This window comes from Neptunomonas sp. ABH4_499, assembly GCF_056160565.1.
Genome location: NZ_JBSWXK010000002.1, coordinates 16410 through 35003, shown reverse-complemented (window position 1 = coordinate 35003; position 18594 = coordinate 16410). Strand labels below are relative to the sequence as shown.

Genomic DNA, 18594 nt, shown 5'->3' with positions numbered 1-18594 from the left:
TAATGACGAATCGTCCAAGCCGACAACGCATTAGGAAAACGAGATGAAACTGTACGAGTCACTGGCGCAGCAACTTCAAAGCCGAATCGAAGAGGGCTTTTACACCGCTGGTGATAAACTCCCCTCCATTCGGGAGCTTCACCAAGCTCACGGGGTAAGTATCTCGACCGTTCAGGAAGCCTTTCGGCTGTTGGAAGCCGACGGCTGGGCGGAGCCTCGCCCCAAATCTGGCTACTATGTGCTTAACCGAGCCAAACAACGAGTCCAGCTGCCCAACATTTCAAGGCCTGCCCAAAAACCACTGGAAGTGGCCCATTGGGATGAAGTGCTTGGGCTACTATGCGCGCAAACCAAGCCGGACTTTACCCAGCTCAGTCGTGCTGTGCCTTACCTGAATGCCCCAACCCTCAAGCCACTGACCAAGCTGATGAGTGACATCAACCGGCATAAGCCCGTCAGTGAAACCCTCTCGTATGAAACACTTAAAGGGTCCCCTAATCTGCGTTTGCAAATTGCCCGCATCATGGTGGATTCAGGTTGCCGCCTACACCCGGAAGACCTGGTCATTACCAACGGTTGCCAAGAAGCCCTCTCGGCCAGCTTGCTCGCCATTGCGGAACCTGGGGACATCATCGCCGTAGACTCACCGAGCTTTTACGGCTCGATGCAGATCATGAAGGCGTTAGGCTTAAAAGCGTTGGAGATCCCCACCCACCCAGAAACCGGCATCAGCTTAGAAGCCCTAGAGATGGCCTTGGAGCAGTGGCCAATTAAGGCACTACAAATTACGCCTACCTGCAATAACCCGCTGGGCTACACCATGCCCGATAGCAACAAACAGGCTCTTTTGGACCTAACCGCGGCGTACGACCTTCCTATCATTGAGGATGACATCTATGGGGACCTTGCTTACCAAGTGCCCAGGCCACCCTCGATCAAGTCCATGGATACCGAAGGTCGGGTGCTGTATTGCTCATCGTTCTCGAAAACGTTAGCACCGGGCTTTCGTGTTGGCTGGGTAGCGCCCGGGCGTTACCTAAAACAGGTTATGCGGATGAAATACGTGGTCACAGCGAGTACCTCCACCGTATCGCAGCTTGGTATTGCAGAGTTCATCGCCCAAGGCGGATATGAGCGCCACTTGCGTAAGATGCGTACCCAATACCTGGCCCATCGAGATCAATTGATCCAGATGATTCAGGCATACTTTCCCAGCGATACCCGCATCAGCTATCCCACGGGCGGCTTTGTATTATGGGTTCAGTTAAACGCGAAGATTGATACAGTGGAGCTCAATAACCGAGCGGCCGACATTCAAGTCAGCATCGCTCCAGGCGTCCTCTTTTCGGCCAAAGACAAGTACAAAAACTGCATGCGTCTTAATTACACGGAACCGATGGATCACACTTTTGAAGCCTCCATCGAGCGCTTGGGCGATTTGATTAAAACGGTCTATCAGGAGAAATCGCTCCCGATTTAAGCGCGAATGAGGACGTGCGCACTGTTTTGAAGCATATATCCGTCAAAAACGGCTTTTTATACAGAGAATGGTTGGCCTATCAATTGCTTATCAATTTTTATTGACCCAAAAGTCAGAAAAAATATAAGCTCATTAGACCTAATTTCAGGAGTACGCCGGTGATCCGTTTTTTGCTGAATGACTGCCCCATCACATTGGAACAGATCGACCCAAACACTACGGTGCTCAATTACCTTCGAAAACAAGAGGGTTTAACCGGCACCAAAGAGGGCTGCGCCTCAGGTGACTGCGGCGCGTGTACGGTGGTGTTAGCCGAACCAAGTGATCAGTCTGAACAGCCGTTAGTGTACCGATCCATTAACAGCTGCATGACCTTTATTGGCGCCCTTCATGGGAAGCAACTGATCACGGTTGAACACCTGACAGCAAACGATCAATCACTGCACAAAGTCCAAGCGGCGATGGTGGATCATCATGGATCACAATGTGGTTTTTGCACCCCTGGGATTGTTATGTCGCTCTTTGCGATGGATAAATCAACGGCCTCGCCCGATATGAAAACCTGTTTATCCGGTAATCTGTGCCGCTGCACAGGCTACCAGCCGATCCTGAATGCCGCCGACTCGATTTTGGCCGGCAAGTCGGTTGACCGCTTTGAACAACAAAGCGTTCAAACCGCCGAGCAACTTAACGCATTTACCGCCCAAGAAAGCCCTAGTCTTCAGTATGACCAGCTAAGAGCCTTCTCGCCCACCAGCCTCGATCAGTTGGATGAACTGCTCACACTCTACCCGGATGCAGCATTACTGGCCGGCGGGACCGACCTTGCGTTGGAAGTAACCCAGAAACACAAAACCTTACCAACGCTGATCCACCTTAATCAGGTGGACTCACTCAAAGGCACTCACTGGCATGAAGACAGCCTCACGATCGGTTCGGCCACGTCCCTCACCGATGCTCTAAAGGATCTTAAACAGTGGGACCCCGAGTGGGAAAGCCTGCTTCACCGCTTTGCCTCTTTGCAGATTCGCAACCAAGGAACACTTGGCGGCAACATTGCCAATGCGTCCCCCATTGGAGATAGCCCACCAGCACTGATCGCCGCTAAAGCCAGCATCACGCTGCGTTCAGGCAAAGGCGAGCGCAGCCTGCCGCTGGAGTCCTTTTTTATCGACTACAAGCAAACCGAACTACAATGCGGCGAATACATCCACTTAATCACCTTGCCAAAACGGGATACAGATTCACACTATCGCCTTTATAAAGTCTCCAAGCGTCTCGATGATGATATATCCGCCGTGATGGGCGCTTTTCAGGTGTGGGTTGATGATGGCGTGGTTCGAGAAGCGGTACTGGCATTTGGCGGCATGGCGGCCATTCCTAAACGCGCACACTTAACCGAGCAAGCTTTAACGGGCCAACCTTGGTCGCTCGAGAGTATTGAGGCGGCCGCGAAGATGATCGCGTCGGACTTTACACCAATGAGCGACGCACGAGCGAGCCAAGCCTACCGCGAATTGATCGCTCAAAACCTCTTGGTACGCTTCTTTATGGAGATCGAGGCCAAGCACTCCTACCGGATTGAACATTACCTACCCGAGGAGGCGCACTCATGAGCCATACGGTCGAAAAACTCAGCCAAACCGAGTTAGAAGCGCGCTTTAAAGCCGACCTGACCACGGGCGTGGGCAAAAAACGGATTCACGAAAGCGCCACCAAGCACGTGAGCGGCGAAGCCACCTACATTGATGATCGGTTAGAGTCTCCAAACCAGCTGCATGTGTACGCCCTACCGAGCCCACATGCTCACGCCACGATTGCCACGATGGACCTCTCGAGCTGTTGGCTTGAAGGGGTCGCGGCCGTCATTAGCGCTCAAGATATCCCGGGCGAGCTTGACATCGGCCCCGTGTTTCCGGGTGACCCACTGTTGGCCGATGGAAAGGTCGAGTACGTAGGACAACCTGTGATCGCGGTTGCGGCCACAAGCCCCGAGCGGGCTCGTGAGGCTGCGCATCGCGCTAACATCGAGTACGAAGTGTTGGACGCCATCTTGGATGTTAAAACCGCTCTAGAGCAGAAACATTTTGTACAAGAGAGCCATACCCACACGTTGGGGGATGCGGCTAGCGCACTCAAACAGGCACCACACACCCTCTCGGGCGAACTGCACATTGGAGGTCAGGAGCATTTTTACCTTGAGTCGCAAGTGGCGAGCGTGATGCCAACCGAAGATGGTGGCATGTTGGTGTACAGCTCGACCCAAAACCCAACCGAAGTGCAAAAGTTGGTTGCCGAGGTGCTGGGCATCCCTATGAACCAAGTGGTTGTGGATATGCGCCGGATGGGCGGCGGCTTTGGTGGTAAAGAAACGCAATCAGCCGGTGTCGCTTGTTTGTGTGCGGTGATTGCAGCAAAAACAGGTCGTCCGACCAAAATGCGTTTAGCCAGAAGCGATGACATGCAGATGACCGGCAAACGCCACCCGTTTTATGTCACCTATACCGTGGGCTTTGATGAGCAAGGCTTACTTCAAGGACTACACATGGAGCTTGCGGGTAATTGCGGTTACTCCCCCGACCTTTCTGGTGCTATCGTTGATAGGGCGATGTTTCATGCCGACAACGCCTATTACCTAGGTAATGCCACGATTATTGGGCACCGTTGCAAAACTCACACGGCCTCCAATACCGCGTTTCGAGGCTTTGGCGGCCCCCAAGGCATCATCGCCATTGAGGAGGTGATGGATCACATCGCGCGCTTCTTAAAGCTCGACCCACTTACAGTGCGCACACGCAACCTGTACGGTAAGGATACTCGCAACATCACCCACTACCATCAAACCGTGGAAGACAACTTTCTGGATGAGTTGATCGGTGATTTAAAAGACAGCTGCGATTACGAAGCCCGCCGCACCCGCATCGAGGTTTTTAATCGATCCAACCCCGTGTTTAAAAAAGGGCTGTCGCTGACACCGGTGAAATTCGGCATCTCCTTTACCAACAGTTTCTTGAACCAAGCCGGGGCGCTGATCCACATCTATACCGATGGAAGTATCCACCTTAACCACGGCGGTACTGAGATGGGCCAAGGCCTAAACACCAAGGTGGCTCAGATTGTGGCCGAGGAGTTTCAGGTCGATATTGATCGCATCAGCATTACAGCCACCCACACCGGCAAAGTGCCCAATACATCGCCAACGGCCGCATCATCGGGGACAGACTTAAATGGTAAAGCCGCACAAAATGCCGCCCAGATTATAAAACAGCGCTTAATAAACTTTGCGGCCGAACATTTTGGATGCCAAGAACAAGAAGTGTACTTTCATAACAACGTTGTTAAAGCCGGCGATGCGTTGATCAGCTTTAATGAACTCATCGCCCTGGCTTACACGGGCCAAGTCTCGCTCTCGAGCACCGGTTTCTACAAAACCCCAAAAATCCATTACAACCGAGAAACCGCCAGCGGCCGCCCTTTTTATTACTTCGCGTTTGGGGCTGCGTGCAGCGAGGTGATCATCGATACACTCACCGGTGAATACAAAGTGCTGAGGACCGACATCCTTCACGATGTTGGTGCCTCACTTAACCCGGCCATCGACATTGGTCAGATTGAGGGCGGCTTTATACAAGGAATGGGCTGGCTGACCACCGAAGAGTTGGTGTGGTCCGATAAAGGGCGACTTATGACAGACGGGCCTGCGACCTATAAAATCCCCGCGATTGCCGATACCCCCCTCACCTTTAATGTGCACTTGGTGGAAAACCGCAAGAACCCAGAAGACACGGTGTACCACTCTAAAGCTGTGGGTGAGCCGCCGTTTATGCTGGGCATCTCCGTTTGGTGCGCGCTAAAGGATGCGGTCGCAAGCCTGAGTAACTATACCCATCAACCTAAGATCGATGCACCCGCCACACCTGAGCGTGTATTGCAAGGCGTTATGCAAATGAAACGCGAGGCGCAGTCATGAACCACAGCACTTGGCTGACCGCACTTGAGCGCCTTTGTCGCTCGAATACCCCAGCGATTTTAATCACGGTAGCCCAGCACAAAGGCTCCACCCCAAGGGAGAGCGGCACCAAGATGATCGTCACGGAAAATGAGATCATCGGGACGATTGGCGGTGGTCATCTAGAACATAAAGCGATTGAACAAGCGCACACCCTTTTGGCCGATCATAGCCAAGAGACTCAGCTGATCGCCTACCCACTTGGCGCAGCCCTAGGGCAGTGCTGTGGTGGTGCTATCCAGCTGTTGTTCGAGCCGATCAACCCTCCCGCCATGCAGATTGCGGTCTTTGGTGCTGGCCATGTCGCTAAAGCGCTGATCCCCATTTTGGGTGGTTTGAGCGGCCAAGTGCACTGGATAGATGAACGTGAGGCGCTGTTTCCTGAGCAAGTACCGGATAACGTGACGCGCGTGATCACCGATGACCCGACCGAGGTGATTGAAACCTTGCCTGCTGATTGTTACGTTTTGATCATGACGCACAATCATGCCTTGGATCAGCAGTTAGTCGAGGCGTGGCTTCGCTCTGGTAAAGCAAGCTATCTCGGTATGATTGGCTCCGCCACCAAAAAACGTAAATTTCAGCACCGCTTACGGCACAAAGGCTTTGATGAAGCGCACATTGCGCAGCTGCACTGCCCCATAGGACACCCCGATGTCGGTGGTAAACGACCCATGGAGATCGCCGTTTCGGTCAGCGCCGAGCTGGTCCGTTATTATCAAAGCCGCGAGACGGCCAACCCTGAATCATCGATCGACGCCTCCGCAAAAGGCGCCATCGCATACATCAACCAAAACTGAGTGACCATGCAAACAACTGCCCCGCAAGCGCGTGCTTACCGCGCATCGCTGTTCCACACATTAAATAACCCTGCCCACTGCCCATTGGATCAGTGTTATGAGTATTATCAAGACGGGCTTTTGCTGGTCGATGAATCAGGCACCATCACCGCAATGGGTGATGCGAAAACACTTCTGCCAACACTCGATGAAAGCATCGAGGTCACTCATTACCCGAACCACCTGATCACCCCAGGGTTTGTGGATACCCACATCCACTACCCGCAAACCGAGATGATCGCCTCCTATGCAGAGCAGCTACTGGATTGGTTAGACACCTACACCTTCCCGTTTGAGTCTCAGTTCGGGGATTATCAACACGCTCATCAAGTGGCGACCTTTTTTTTGAATGAGCTGTTAAAAAACGGCACAACCACCGCCTTGGTATTCGGAACCGTCCACCCTGAATCGGTGGATGCCTTCTTTGATGCTGCGTTTCAGAATAACTTACGCATGATTGCGGGCAAGGTGATGATGGATCGCCACGCGCCAGATTACCTAACCGACACCGCCGAAACGGGCTACGCCGAGAGCAAAGCATTGATCGAGCGCTGGCACCGAAAAGGGCGCCTTGCTTATGCTGTTACCCCCCGCTTTGCTCCAACCAGCACTCCAGAACAACTGGATGCTTGCGCCAAACTGCTGAGCGAAACCGAAGGGCTTTACCTACACACCCACTTGGCCGAAAACCAAGATGAATGCGATTGGGTTGGATCGCTTTTTCCTGAGCAACGCTCGTACTTGGACGTGTACGATCATCACAAGCTACTGACCGAACGCTCGGTGTTTGCTCATGGTATTTATCTGGATGATCACGATTGCAAACGTCTGCATCAAGAAGGCTCATCGATCGCGTTTTGCCCCACATCGAACCTCTTTTTAGGCAGCGGCTTGATCGATATGAATAAGCTGGATGATCACAAGGTAAATGTCGGCATGGGCACCGATGTGGGCGGCGGAACGAGCTTTTCCATGCTGCAAACCCTGCAAGATGGCTACAAAGTCAGCCAGCTTAAACGCCAGCGCATCAACCCAATTAAAGCCTTCTATCTAGCCACGCTGGCTGGGGCAAAATCGCTACGGTTAGAGGATAAGATCGGCACACTCGAAACAGGCACCGAGGCCGACTTTATTGTCATCGACCTTGCGGCCACCGAGCTGATCGATCGACGTATTCAGTGCGCCAGCAACATCGAAGACATCCTGTTTGCGCTGATGATGCTGGGGGATGATCGCTGCATCAAAGCCACCTACAGCTTAGGGCACTGCGTGTATTCACGCCCCTGACCGAAGATGACCAAACACCGCCTCTAGGGTATCGGCATCCTCTTTCTCAAAGCGGAGTTTGGCCTCGATGTGATCCAAATGCTCATCCATAAGGCTCAGCGCGCGAGCGCTGTCGCCCTCCTCGATGGCTTTAAGTAAGGTCACATGTTCATCACAGGAGCAATGCGGTTTACTCGGAATCTCGTAAACCGCAATGATCAAGGACGTTTGGGACACCAAGCTTCGCATAAACTGCATTAAAGGTGCGTTACCCGCCAAAACCGCCAGCAATAGGTGAAACTCACCCGATAAACGGATAGCACGCCCGTGATCGCCGGCATCCAAAGCCGCTTGCTCCTCTTTGATATGGGTCTCTAGAGCTTTCAGGGCTTTTTTAAAGCCGGGCTTTCGGGCGTTGAGTGTTGCTAGCTCTACGATGGAGCGCTCCGCAACGCGTCTCGCGTACAAAACAGATTCGGCCTCGCGTGGGGTGGGCGATGCGACCACAGCCCCTCGATTCGGTCTAAGCTCGATGACCGATTCATGGGCTAAACGCGATAACGCACGGCGAATGATCGTTCGGGACACACCAAACAGCTCACCCAGTCGCTCTTCACTGAGGCGTGTTCCTGGAGAGAGTTTTTGCTCCAGAATGGCATCGAAGATGTGTCCGTAAATGACCTGATCCTGTAATGCACGCTGATTGTTCTTACTCTCGGTTTCGGCCAACGCCAAAAGATCAGGACCATTCACGCAAAGGCACTCCCAAACACGCGGTCTTAACTGCCGCGATAGGTTGAATAACTGTACGGGGACACCAACAAAGGCACGTGGTAGTGATCTTCGGCGTGACTTACACCAAAACGCAAAATCACCTCATCCACAAACGGTGTTGCTTCGGTCTCGACACCGTTACGTCGAAAATAGCTGCCTGCCTCAAACACCAATTGATACGTACCCACCTGAAAATCTTCCGCGGCTAACAGCGGAGCATCGCAGCGGCCATCGCTGTTTGTCACCGTTTCGGTCAAGAGTTGATATTGGTTATTCGCTACACGATAAAGGCGAACCACCATATTTGCCCCAGGACAGCCACGGGCCGTATCCAGCACATGCGTTGTTAAGTATCCCATACTCTTTAATCCTATTAATTGTGCACAATCTTGATGCATTCAACAAAGTTTAATGACCAAGATTGGGGCATAAATTCTGCGATTTAGCCTTTTTTATAAAACTTTGGTTAAACATATCGCTTTTGAATGGAAAAGTCTTTATATATGGATGCAAGAGCAATTGTATACAATATGGAGCCTACATGGATTACCCTCGCGATTTGATCGGTTATGGCAATAACCCACCCCACCCGAAATGGCCTAATCAAGCTCGTGTCGCTTTATCCTTTGTGCTCAATTACGAAGAAGGCGGCGAGCGCTGCATTCTTCATGGCGATAAAGAGTCCGAGGCCTTTTTGTCCGAAATCCCGGCGGCCGTTCCCTTCCCGAATGAACGCCACATCAGCATGGAGTCCATTTACGAATACGGCAGCCGTGCAGGCGTTTGGCGCATTTTGAAACTGTTTGAAAAGCACAACATCCCATTGACCATCTTTGCGGTGGCAATGGCGGCCGAACGCCACCCCGATGTCATTAAAGCAATGCACGAGGCTGGGCATGAAATCTGCAGCCACGGTTACCGTTGGATCGATTACGCCAAGTTCGACAAAGCCCAAGAGCGCGAGCACTTAGATAAAGCCATCGAAATCCTAACCAAGATCACCGGTGAGCGCCCCTTAGGCTGGTATACCGGCCGCAACGGTGTGCACACCCGCGATGTGGTAATGGAAGAAGGCGGCTTTTTATACGATTCCGACGCGTATGATGATGACCTGCCCTATTGGGTCAACAATCAAGGCAAAGGGCATCTGGTGATCCCTTATACGTTGGACTCAAATGATATGCGCTTTGCGACCGTACAAGGGTTTAACGCGGGCGAGCAGTTTTTCCAATACCTGAAAGACAGCTTTGATGTGCTATACGAAGAGGGTCAAGAGAGCCCTAAAATGCTGTCGATTGGCTTACATTGTCGATTGATTGGCCGCCCGGGCCGTTTAGCGGCCTTAAAGCGCTTTATCGAATACACCCAACAGTTTGACAACGTGTGGTATGCACGTCGCATCGACATTGCAAAGCACTGGCACACCACACATCCGTTTCAAGCAGGATAAGGCCGATGACAGTAAATACACTACAGCCCAGCCAGCTTTCAGAAGTCGCCTTCATCGAGTGTTTTAAAGACATTTATGAACACTCACCGTGGGTCGCCAAACGGGCGTATCACAATGGCCCTGTTGATCAGTTCGATCAACTTGATGCATTACACCACGCCATGAGTCAGGTGTTGCTAGAAGCCACGAAAGATGAGCAACTGGCGCTGATCAACGCCCACCCCGATTTAGCGGGCAAAGCGGCCATCCAAGGCGAATTGACGGAATCCTCTACTAAAGAGCAAGCCGGTGCAGGCATCAGTGATTGCTCGCCGGAGGAGTTCGAGCGCTTTAATGCTCTTAATAGCGCATACCAAGCTCGGTTTGGCTTTCCGTTTATTAAAGCCGTGAAAGGCAGTAACCGATACGAGATTTTAGATGCGTTTGAGACCCGCATTCATCACTCACACGATGATGAGTTTCAAACCGCACTGAACGAGATTAACAAAATTGCTCGCTTTCGATTAGAAGCGATGATGCAACCAGAGACCACAGCATGAATCAGGACCGCGTAAAAACACCCGAATCCAACGAATACTCCAAATGGCTTAACTTGGCGGATGCACGTCTGGGTTCTAAAGCGACCTTTGTGACCGACGACTGGTTTGCTGAGGTTAACCGCATGCTTCAACCCACCCCACCGCTTTGGCGTGAAGGCGTGTTCGATGACAACGGTAAGTGGATGGATGGCTGGGAGTCTCGCCGCAAGCGCTTTGAAGGCTATGACTACGCCATTGTAAAACTGGGCGTACCGGGTATTTTCAAAGGGGTGGATATCGACACCGCGTTTTTTACCGGTAACTACCCGCCTTCGGCTTCTTTAGATGCCTGTTATTGCCCAGAGGGCGAGCCAAGCGAGACGACCGAGTGGACACCTGTGCTGCCTGCCGTGAATTTAAAAGGCGACAGCCACAATGTGTTTGCCATCGACAGTGAGCAGCCGTGGACCCATGTGCGTTTTAATATCTTCCCCGATGGTGGCGTCGCGCGACTGCGCATTTTTGGTCAACCGTTTGTGGCATGGAGTGGTGATCACCAAGAGCAGCTCGACTTTGCATCGTCACTTTTAGGTGCGCGCGCTTTGGCCTGCAGCGACCAACATTATGGACACATGAGCAACCTACTAAACCCAGGCCGCGGCGTAAATATGGGCGATGGCTGGGAAACCGCGCGCCGCCGGGTGCCGGGCAACGACTGGGTCATTATTGCCCTTGCTCACCCGTGTCATCCAGAAGAGATCATCATCGATACCTGTCACTTTAAAGGCAACTACCCAGACCGATGCTCAGTACAAGCGGCGTTTGTAGAAGGCGGCACCGACGATCAAATTGCAACACGCAGCCTTTACTGGAAGGAGCTACTGCCACCGCAAGCGATGGAGATGGATGCCATTCACATCTACTCCACCTTAAACGACTTAGGCCCAGTGACGCACATTAAGCTCAACATCTTCCCTGATGGTGGGGTAAGCCGCATTCGCGTGTTGGGTAAAGCCGCGGTTTAAAAGGACAGTAAAGATGAGCAAGCTTCAACTGACGATTGAGCCGCTGACCCAAGAAGCGTTCGCCCCCTATGGGGAGGTGATCGAAACCGAGGGTCGGGACCATTTCCTGATCAATAAAGATCACACCAAACGCTTCCACCAACTGGCCAACGTGCAGTTGGATGATCAAGGCCAAGGCATCATTAGCATCTTTGAAGCGACCACCTATGCCAAACCGCTCAAGATCGACATGATGGAATACCACCCCTTTGGCAGCCAAGCCTTTGTTCCAATGAGTGAACAGCCTTTTCTATTAGTGGTTGCCCCCAAGGGTGATTCGGTGAGTGTGGATCAACTTAAAGCCTTCAAGACCAACGGTCGCCAAGGAGTTAATTACTTTGCGGGCACCTGGCATTACCCGGTGATCGCGCTCAATGATGGCGATCGATTTTTGGTCGTGGATCGCTCAGGCCCAGGCCATAACTGTGTCGAACACTTCTTTGAAGCCGACCAGATGCCAACGCTTCTGACTTGAGTCGTTCATCAAACATGGCTAATATGCTGCCCCGCTGAGTAAATTCCACTCAACCGGGGTAGCCTTATCCTTTTTTGCAGGCACACCCGGCCTCGTCTTTTAGCAGTAAAGAGTACAGCATGAGCCGAATCCGCGAGAGAAACAGCGAACTCATCTTAGACGCCGCGTGCATCGAGTTTGCCGAAAAAGGCTACGCCGCCACCAAAATCATCGACGTTGCAAAACGGGCCGATCTTCCTAAACCGAATATCTATTATTATTTTCAAAGCAAAGAAAACCTGTATCGCTGCGTTTTGGAATCGGTGATTGATCCGCTATTGGAAGCGTCGAACCCCTTTGAGGAGTTTGATGACCCAGCGGCTGCACTTACGGCTTATATTCACACCAAGATTCGGATCTCAAAAGAGCACGCGAATGCATCCAAGGTATTTGCGAGCGAAATCATGCACGGCGCGCCTTTTATGCCAAAAGACATCGCCGATAAATTAATGGATCAAACCATTCGGACAACGGCTCGCCTGAATAAATGGATGGATGAAGGCAAAATGGAAAAGGTCGATCCCAAACACTTGTTATTTACCATCTGGGCTTCGACGCAAACTTATGCCGACTTTGACTGGCAAATTAAACGCGTTGCCGGTAAAAAGCGTTTAAGTCAGCAGGATTATCAAACCGCTGCCGATTGGATTACCCAAATGGTACTGCGCGGCTGTGGACTGTCTGTCGACGCTACCACTGAATAAAAAGTGTGCTATGATTGAGACATAGTCCAAACCGCTACTACCTTCGTACAGAGTAATCTCTCTAATACCAACTGACGTCCAAATCAGGCTGTAGTTCGCTAATGAATGAAGAAGAGTTTTTATCGCGTTTAAACGCGTTATCGCTTAATGAGCTGGATTCTCTTATTGAGAAATTAGAACAAAAAGCAAAAGCAAAAAAAGAAGAACAAGAGCGTCAAGCCAAAGCGCTTGAAGAAGAAAAAGAGCGTAATAAATTCGCCGTTAAGGTGCCACCGCGTACCAGCAATGACATCCAGAAGATGGCCGACGATATGGGCTTAGACCTCTCCAGTCTAATGCGAGAAATCAATCGCCGCTAATCCGACGATCAGTCACCGATGTATTCAAATCGCGCTACGGTTTTACCCTCTTTCTTAACGCTTTCAATAAACATGGTGTACGGACGCACCCAAAGGGCTTTGTCTTTGTCGTAGTGCGGATAGTACAGCACATGCCACTCGTCTGTTTCGGAATGACGTACAAGGTCAATGACCTCGTATTCTGGCCCTTTGTAATGACGATAACGCCCCTTTGGAAGATTGGGCTTTACTGACGTTTCTGGCATTTTGGGCTAATCCTCTCTTTAGGCTCTTTGCTTTGTTGCACTTTGTTCTGTTGCACGCGGCCCCGTTTACACCCTGTGTTCTATCAAGGTTTCCAAAGCGGCTTTCAGCGCATCCATCCCTTCGACATCGGTGTTTTCGGACCAATACCCCGATACATGTATCGGCGTTGATTCAAGCCCCACAACATCCTCCGGCAAAAGACCAATCACCGTACTCAGAACCTCTAACTGCGGCTTTTCGAGTGCTCGCTCCCCTATTTTCCAACTCCACCCTTCGGGTAGGCCTTCGTTGGCGATGGAGTCCACTTTAAACACCTGCCAAGGTGTGGTGTCTGGCTGGCGGCCCTTTGCATCTTTTTTACGAATCAGGCGGTACGCAGCAACGTTTTTGGTATCGCTTTCATATTCACCTTGAGCTCGTGGCGGCTCTACCCGAATCAGCTGAACAGTAAAGCCGCGTTTTCGGGCTTCCAATCTAAGCGTCGCTAGGTATTTCTCACGTCGAGTGGGCATCATCCACATAACAGAGCCCATTAAAGAGAGGACAACAAAAACAATAATGGCGATTTTCAAGGCAGGCTCCAGAGGGGTCATACAAAGAACAGTGTGTTGCTGCGCATTATAGGTGAAAGCCATGTTGATTAGCATCATGCTTTCAGCGCTTAGGCTGTGTTAGTCTCAAGCTATCAACACGTATAAGGAATCATACTATGGGCGTTTACAATAACATTTTGCTAGCGGTCGACCTTTCAGATGAATCAGATCAACTGATCGAAAAGACCCGTACCATCGCTCAGAACAACCAAGCCACCGTTCGCGTGTTACACGTTATCGAACCTTTAAGTTTTGCGTACGGTGGTGATGTACCTATGGATTTGACCGCTGTTCAGGATCAACTGAGCAGTCACGCCAAAACCAATCTTGCGGCGTTCTGTGAAAAGTTTGAATACCCCGTCAGTGAGCAATTAGTGCTGGTCGGTCATACCGAAAATGAGATTCACCGCATTGCTCAAGAGAAAGAGTGCGATCTGATTGTCGTTGGCAGCCACGGCCGCCACGGTTTGGCGTTATTGCTGGGCTCTACAGCGAACAGCGTATTGCACGGGGCACCATGTGATGTGCTTGCGATCCGAATGATCGAACCACAAGCATAATTACTTAAAGCTAGCGGTGCAGGTGGGCTTAGCCCTCCTGCATGGCTTCTAGCTCCATCCAGCGCTCCATCAGAACTTCCAGCTCGGCCTCTTGCTTGGATAGCGCTTCAAGACGCTCCGTTACTACGGTGTGGTCTTGATCATAAAAAGTGGCAGAGGACACTTCCGCTTGTAAGGCTTCCAGCGCGGTTTCGGCCGCTTCAATCTCGGCTGGCAAGGCATCTAATTCGCGTTGCAATTTATAACTGAGTTTCACCGTTTTCTTCGGTGCTGTTTCCGCTTTTGGCGCTTGCTCCGATTTAGCTGGTTCCGAACGCCCCTGCTGCTCTGGTGCTGCTTTACGCGTGCCGGTCTTTTCACCAAAGTTGGCTGGGCGCTGACGCAACCAGTCTTGATAACCACCCACGTACTGACGCAGCTTACCGTTACCTTCGAAGGCCACCGTGCTGGTGACCACATTATCCAAGAAGGCCCGGTCGTGGCTCACTAATAGGATGGTGCCTTTAAACTCCATCAGAATCTCTTCCAGAAGCTCTAGGGTTTCGACATCCAAATCGTTGGTTGGCTCATCGAGCACCAAAACGTTAGCGGGTTGGCTGAACAGCTTTGCCAAAAGCACGCGGTTACACTCACCACCAGAAAGTGCTCGTACTGGGGTGCGCGAGCGCTCAGGTGAGAACAAGAAGTCGTTCAAGTAACCGATGATGTGGCGACGCTGACCGTTAATCTCAATCGACTCACGCCCTTCCGAGATGTTATCGATAACGGTTTTATCCGGATCAAGTTGGCCACGCAACTGATCAAAATACGCCACTTCAATTTTAGTGCCTCGTTTGATCCAACCCTCATCTGGGTTGATATCACCTAAGATCAACTTCAGCAACGTTGACTTACCTGCACCGTTTGGCCCGATCAAACCGATACGATCGCCCCGTTGCAGACTCATGGAAAAATCGTCGATGATCTTTTTATCACCAAAAGATACTTTGACGTGATCCAACTCGGCGATCAATTTACCAGAGCGTTGCGCCTCATCCAGATTAAAACTCGCTTTGCCTTGGCGGTTAAGGCGCTCTGAACGCTCTTTACGCAGTTGATGCAACGCACGCACTCGGCCTTCGTTTCGGGTACGGCGGGCTTTAATACCCTGACGAATCCATACCTCTTCCTGGGCCAGTTTCTTATCAAACAATGCGTTTTGGCGCGCTTCGTTTTCAAGTAGCACCTCTTTTTGTTCAAGGTAGCTTGCGTAGTTGCCAGTGAAGCTCGTGACTCGGCCACGGTCCAGCTCGATGATACGTGTCGCTAAGTGGTCCACCAGCGAGCGGTCGTGCGATACAAACAACAGGCCGCCTTTAAAATCGACTAGCTGCTGTTCCATCCATTCAATGGTGCTAATGTCCAAATGGTTGGTTGGCTCATCCAAAAGTAACAGATCGGGGTCTTGCACCAAGGCAGAACCCAGCGCTGCACGACGACGCCAGCCACCGGACAAAGAGGACATCAAGGCCTCACCATCCAACGACAGTTGGGACAGCACACGCTCTACGCGTTGTTCTAACTGCCAACCATCTAAGGCTTCAATTTTTTGCTGCAGGGTCTCGAGCTTGCGCAAGGCATGCGGATCATCGCTTACCGCCACACGATCGTACTCTTCGCGCAACTCGCGCACTTCAGCAAGGCCTTCGGCCACAACATCCCATACACGGCGCTCATCAGCGGCAGGCAGGGCTTGTGGCAGTTGCGCGACACGGCAAACCGGATCAATCCAGAGCTCTCCGCTGTCCAGCGCCACCTCTTTTAGGATCACCTTCATCAAGGTGGATTTACCGGCTCCGTTTAAGCCCACTAAACCGATCCGCTCACCGGGTTCAATCACCAAATTGACATCCGTTAGTAGGGGCCGGGCACCAAACGCCAGGGAGGCGTTGTCGAGTCGAATCAGAGGCATAGCGTTCTCAAGTTAACCAGTTTTAGAGGGCGCTAAGTGTACTGGATAAAGATCTTAAATTCAGCGAAAACCATCATCGACAGACACCAATGCCCCACTGACCCCGTGATGCTTGATCTAAATGAAAGTGATCGGCATGGGCCGCATTGTAATCAGGGGATAAAACGGTCGAAAACAAACGACAAGCGCCATCTCTTATCTCGCGCAGAAACTGCGCTTTGGGCCCCTCTTTGGTCCAGTCGTGTTGCAGTGAAATACGCGTACCGTCGCTTAACGTGAAGCCTGCCACATCCAGTGCATTTGCGGTGGCGTGTTCACTCCATCGTCCTTCAGAGCGGCCATACATGCGCCGACAGCTGTATGACCCATAGTGTTGGATTTGAGTGACCTGTGCATCAAAGAAACGCTTGGCCGCTGGCTGCAACACTTGGGACTCCCACACATAGTAGGCGCTCATCACGCTGCAATTAGCCGTTACATTGCTGGGGCTGAGTCGGGAGGTAATCGATGCCGCACGGGGCTGAGAGACCGCATTGTCGACCCGACATTGGCCAGAGCCTTTTGCAGGAGCAACATTAACCGTAACACCGGCTTGCTCGAAAACACGCTGACACGCCTCTTTGTCGCTTTGAGTCGCCAAGAGCTTTGTGCGCGTCCACATCCCAATGGGGTCATTTAAACGGAGTGCGGTCCAAGGAAAGTCCGCTGGGTGATTCACTACATAGCGATACGCTTGTGTAGCAAGATAAAAAAGGGCTAGAACCATCAAAAAGGCAGAGAAAAACCGAACAATCAAACACTCACTCCCGCTAACCTAGTCAGCTGTGGTTTGCTTGTTTAGTCAGACTCTGCCTTTTGCGGTTCCGGATTTAGCGATCCAAATAGCGATTAATGAGCTCGACCAGATGCGAATTTAACTCATCTTCTAACGCATCTGGGTTTTGTTGAAACAAGATTAGGTACTTTCCTGCCTGATCCCGCGATAACCCTCGACCACTGATCTGGTAATCAAACTCGGGCATGGTTTTATCAATACGAGGCAGTATTTTTAAGTTTAAGTAATCCGTGTGCCACGACTCCATCTCGTCCATGGCATAGCCACAAAAACGTGCGACCAACTTCTCCCCCTCGGGCCCGAGGCATCCACCCTCAACCCGGCACACAAAGGTCAGCTTTTTCTCTTCCGGTACGTTATTAATCATTCAATTTATCCAGAGCTCTAATACAGACTGCACTTTAAAGCGCTTAATGTTTGATTGTTAGCTTTAGTAAACTAGTACAAAACCTTATTTTTACAAGAAAAGATAAACACACGTTTAAAGATTTTTACACACAGCCAGACTATGCTGTTACCAGCAACAGATGGAATGCAATTTATGGACTTTATGAAGCAAAAACAGAGTATTACGGCGCTTTTGTGTCTTAGCGTATCAATAGGTCTGGCCGGTTGCGGCGGTGGCAGCAACGACAACGAGTTTTCATCGGGCAGCGACAATTGGTACAAGCCCTCGGTCGATACCACGTGGCAATGGCAACTGACTGGCACGCTGAACACTGACTACGATGTGGATCTGTACGACATCGACTTGTTTGATACATCGGCTGACACCATTGCGGCTTTGCAACAAGATGGCCGCAAAGTGATTTGCTACTTTTCGGCAGGCTCTTATGAGTATTGGCGCGACGATGCCGATGACTTCCCCAACGAAACCTTGGGCGACCCAATGGATGGTTGGGATGAGCGTTGGATCGATATCCGCTCCAGCGAAATACTCACCCTGATGGAAACGCGCCTCGACCTTGCGGCACAGAAAGGTTGTGATGGCGTTGAACCGGATAATGTAGACGGTTACAGTAACACCACGGGGTTTGATCTAACCGCTCAGGATCAGCTTACTTACAACCAAGCCTTAGCTGACGCCGCTCACGCGCGTGGTCTGGCCATAGGCTTGAAGAACGATCTTGATCAGATTAATGATCTGGTCGACTCGTTCGATTTTGCTGTAAATGAACAATGTAATCAGTACGACGAATGCAATTTACTCAGCCCTTTTATCGAAGCGGGTAAACCTGTATTCAATGCCGAATATGCGGATCTTTACGTCGATGATGAAACTGAAAGGAATCAACTCTGTCAATCGATGAACGACTCAGGGATTCGAACACTTGTTTTGCCATTGGATTTGGACGACAGTTTTCGATTCAGTTGTTTTTAATACCACTTTTTACTGCTGTGTTTAAACGTTTTGGGCTTTTGACCGACACAC

20 protein-coding genes are annotated in these 18594 nt (G+C 51.2%); 13 read left to right on the top strand and 7 right to left on the bottom strand.

Going from position 1 to position 18594, the window contains the following annotated elements:
- Positions 1-43: 43 nt before the first annotated feature.
- The 5 genes from ACXAF9_RS01905 (at position 44) to guaD (ending at position 7615) form a co-directional block, all read left to right on the top strand.
- Positions 44-1480, top strand: a complete 1437-nt coding sequence (locus ACXAF9_RS01905) for an aminotransferase-like domain-containing protein (protein ID WP_475069624.1) — start codon at positions 44-46, stop codon at positions 1478-1480.
- 158 nt (positions 1481-1638) lie between these two features.
- Positions 1639-3096, top strand: coding sequence for a xanthine dehydrogenase small subunit (xdhA, locus tag ACXAF9_RS01900; RefSeq protein ID WP_475069621.1), 1458 nt, complete (start codon positions 1639-1641; stop codon positions 3094-3096).
- A complete protein-coding gene (gene xdhB, locus ACXAF9_RS01895) occupies positions 3093-5450 on the top strand; it encodes a xanthine dehydrogenase molybdopterin binding subunit (RefSeq protein WP_475069619.1) in 2358 nt (785 codons plus the stop codon). Before xdhA ends, xdhB begins: the two co-directional genes overlap by 4 nt.
- On the top strand, positions 5447-6289 hold the full coding sequence (gene xdhC / locus ACXAF9_RS01890) for a xanthine dehydrogenase accessory protein XdhC (protein WP_475069617.1): 843 nt from the start codon (positions 5447-5449) through the stop codon (positions 6287-6289). Before xdhB ends, xdhC begins: the two co-directional genes overlap by 4 nt.
- Positions 6290-6295: 6 nt before the next feature.
- Positions 6296-7615 (top strand): guanine deaminase, encoded by a 1320-nt coding sequence (gene guaD, locus ACXAF9_RS01885; RefSeq protein WP_475069615.1) that lies wholly within the window; start codon positions 6296-6298, stop codon positions 7613-7615.
- Here the strand turns inward: guaD and ACXAF9_RS01880 are convergent.
- Together ACXAF9_RS01880 and uraH are read right to left on the bottom strand one after the other, a co-directional pair.
- Positions 7604-8347: a GntR family transcriptional regulator gene (locus tag ACXAF9_RS01880; protein WP_475069613.1), complete on the bottom strand. Its 744-nt coding sequence runs from the start codon at positions 8345-8347 to the stop codon at positions 7604-7606. The genes guaD and ACXAF9_RS01880 overlap by 12 nt on opposite strands.
- A gap of 26 nt (positions 8348-8373) precedes the next feature.
- Positions 8374-8727, bottom strand: coding sequence for a hydroxyisourate hydrolase (uraH, locus tag ACXAF9_RS01875; protein ID WP_475069611.1), 354 nt, complete (start codon positions 8725-8727; stop codon positions 8374-8376).
- A 182-nt stretch (positions 8728-8909) separates the two neighbouring features.
- Here uraH and puuE point away from each other — a divergent pair, with 182 nt between their 5' ends.
- The 6 genes from puuE to ACXAF9_RS01845 all read left to right on the top strand — a co-directional run bounded on the left by puuE (position 8910) and on the right by ACXAF9_RS01845 (position 12977).
- A complete protein-coding gene (gene puuE, locus ACXAF9_RS01870) occupies positions 8910-9818 on the top strand; it encodes an allantoinase PuuE (RefSeq protein WP_475069608.1) in 909 nt (302 codons plus the stop codon).
- Between the two features lie 5 nt (positions 9819-9823).
- Positions 9824-10357, top strand: coding sequence for a 2-oxo-4-hydroxy-4-carboxy-5-ureidoimidazoline decarboxylase (gene uraD, locus ACXAF9_RS01865; protein WP_475069607.1), 534 nt, complete (start codon positions 9824-9826; stop codon positions 10355-10357).
- Positions 10354-11361, top strand: coding sequence for an allantoicase (gene alc / locus ACXAF9_RS01860; protein ID WP_475069605.1), 1008 nt, complete (start codon positions 10354-10356; stop codon positions 11359-11361). The genes uraD and alc overlap by 4 nt, the downstream gene beginning before the upstream one ends.
- Positions 11362-11374: 13 nt before the next feature.
- A complete protein-coding gene (locus ACXAF9_RS01855) occupies positions 11375-11875 on the top strand; it encodes an ureidoglycolate lyase (RefSeq protein ID WP_475069602.1) in 501 nt (166 codons plus the stop codon).
- Between the two features lie 119 nt (positions 11876-11994).
- Positions 11995-12618, top strand: coding sequence for a TetR/AcrR family transcriptional regulator (locus tag ACXAF9_RS01850; RefSeq protein ID WP_475069599.1), 624 nt, complete (start codon positions 11995-11997; stop codon positions 12616-12618).
- A gap of 101 nt (positions 12619-12719) precedes the next feature.
- Positions 12720-12977: a hypothetical protein gene (locus ACXAF9_RS01845; RefSeq protein WP_475069596.1), complete on the top strand. Its 258-nt coding sequence runs from the start codon at positions 12720-12722 to the stop codon at positions 12975-12977.
- 8 nt (positions 12978-12985) lie between these two features.
- On the opposite strand, the gene ACXAF9_RS01840 is transcribed toward ACXAF9_RS01845, so the two are convergent.
- Together ACXAF9_RS01840 and ACXAF9_RS01835 are read right to left on the bottom strand one after the other, a co-directional pair.
- A complete protein-coding gene (locus ACXAF9_RS01840; protein ID WP_475069594.1) occupies positions 12986-13222 on the bottom strand; it encodes a DUF1653 domain-containing protein in 237 nt (78 codons plus the stop codon).
- Between the two features lie 66 nt (positions 13223-13288).
- A complete protein-coding gene (locus ACXAF9_RS01835) occupies positions 13289-13795 on the bottom strand; it encodes a hypothetical protein (protein ID WP_475069592.1) in 507 nt (168 codons plus the stop codon).
- A gap of 137 nt (positions 13796-13932) precedes the next feature.
- Here ACXAF9_RS01835 and ACXAF9_RS01830 point away from each other — a divergent pair, with 137 nt between their 5' ends.
- Positions 13933-14376, top strand: coding sequence for a universal stress protein (locus tag ACXAF9_RS01830; protein ID WP_475069589.1), 444 nt, complete (start codon positions 13933-13935; stop codon positions 14374-14376).
- A gap of 28 nt (positions 14377-14404) precedes the next feature.
- Here the strand turns inward: ACXAF9_RS01830 and ACXAF9_RS01825 are convergent, their stop codons facing one another.
- The 3 genes from ACXAF9_RS01825 to ACXAF9_RS01815 form a co-directional block, all read right to left on the bottom strand.
- Positions 14405-16327, bottom strand: coding sequence for an ATP-binding cassette domain-containing protein (locus ACXAF9_RS01825; protein ID WP_475069587.1), 1923 nt, complete (start codon positions 16325-16327; stop codon positions 14405-14407).
- 73 nt (positions 16328-16400) lie between these two features.
- Entirely contained in the window at positions 16401-17123 is a 723-nt protein-coding gene (locus ACXAF9_RS01820; RefSeq protein WP_475069585.1) for an extensin-like domain-containing protein, read from the bottom strand.
- A 73-nt stretch (positions 17124-17196) separates the two neighbouring features.
- A complete protein-coding gene (locus tag ACXAF9_RS01815) occupies positions 17197-17529 on the bottom strand; it encodes a hypothetical protein (protein ID WP_475069583.1) in 333 nt (110 codons plus the stop codon).
- A gap of 174 nt (positions 17530-17703) precedes the next feature.
- Here ACXAF9_RS01815 and ACXAF9_RS01810 point away from each other — a divergent pair, with 174 nt between their 5' ends.
- Complete coding sequence (locus ACXAF9_RS01810; RefSeq protein ID WP_475069581.1) at positions 17704-18543, top strand: endo alpha-1,4 polygalactosaminidase; 840 nt, start codon at positions 17704-17706, stop codon at positions 18541-18543.
- Positions 18544-18594: the final 51 nt, after the last annotated feature.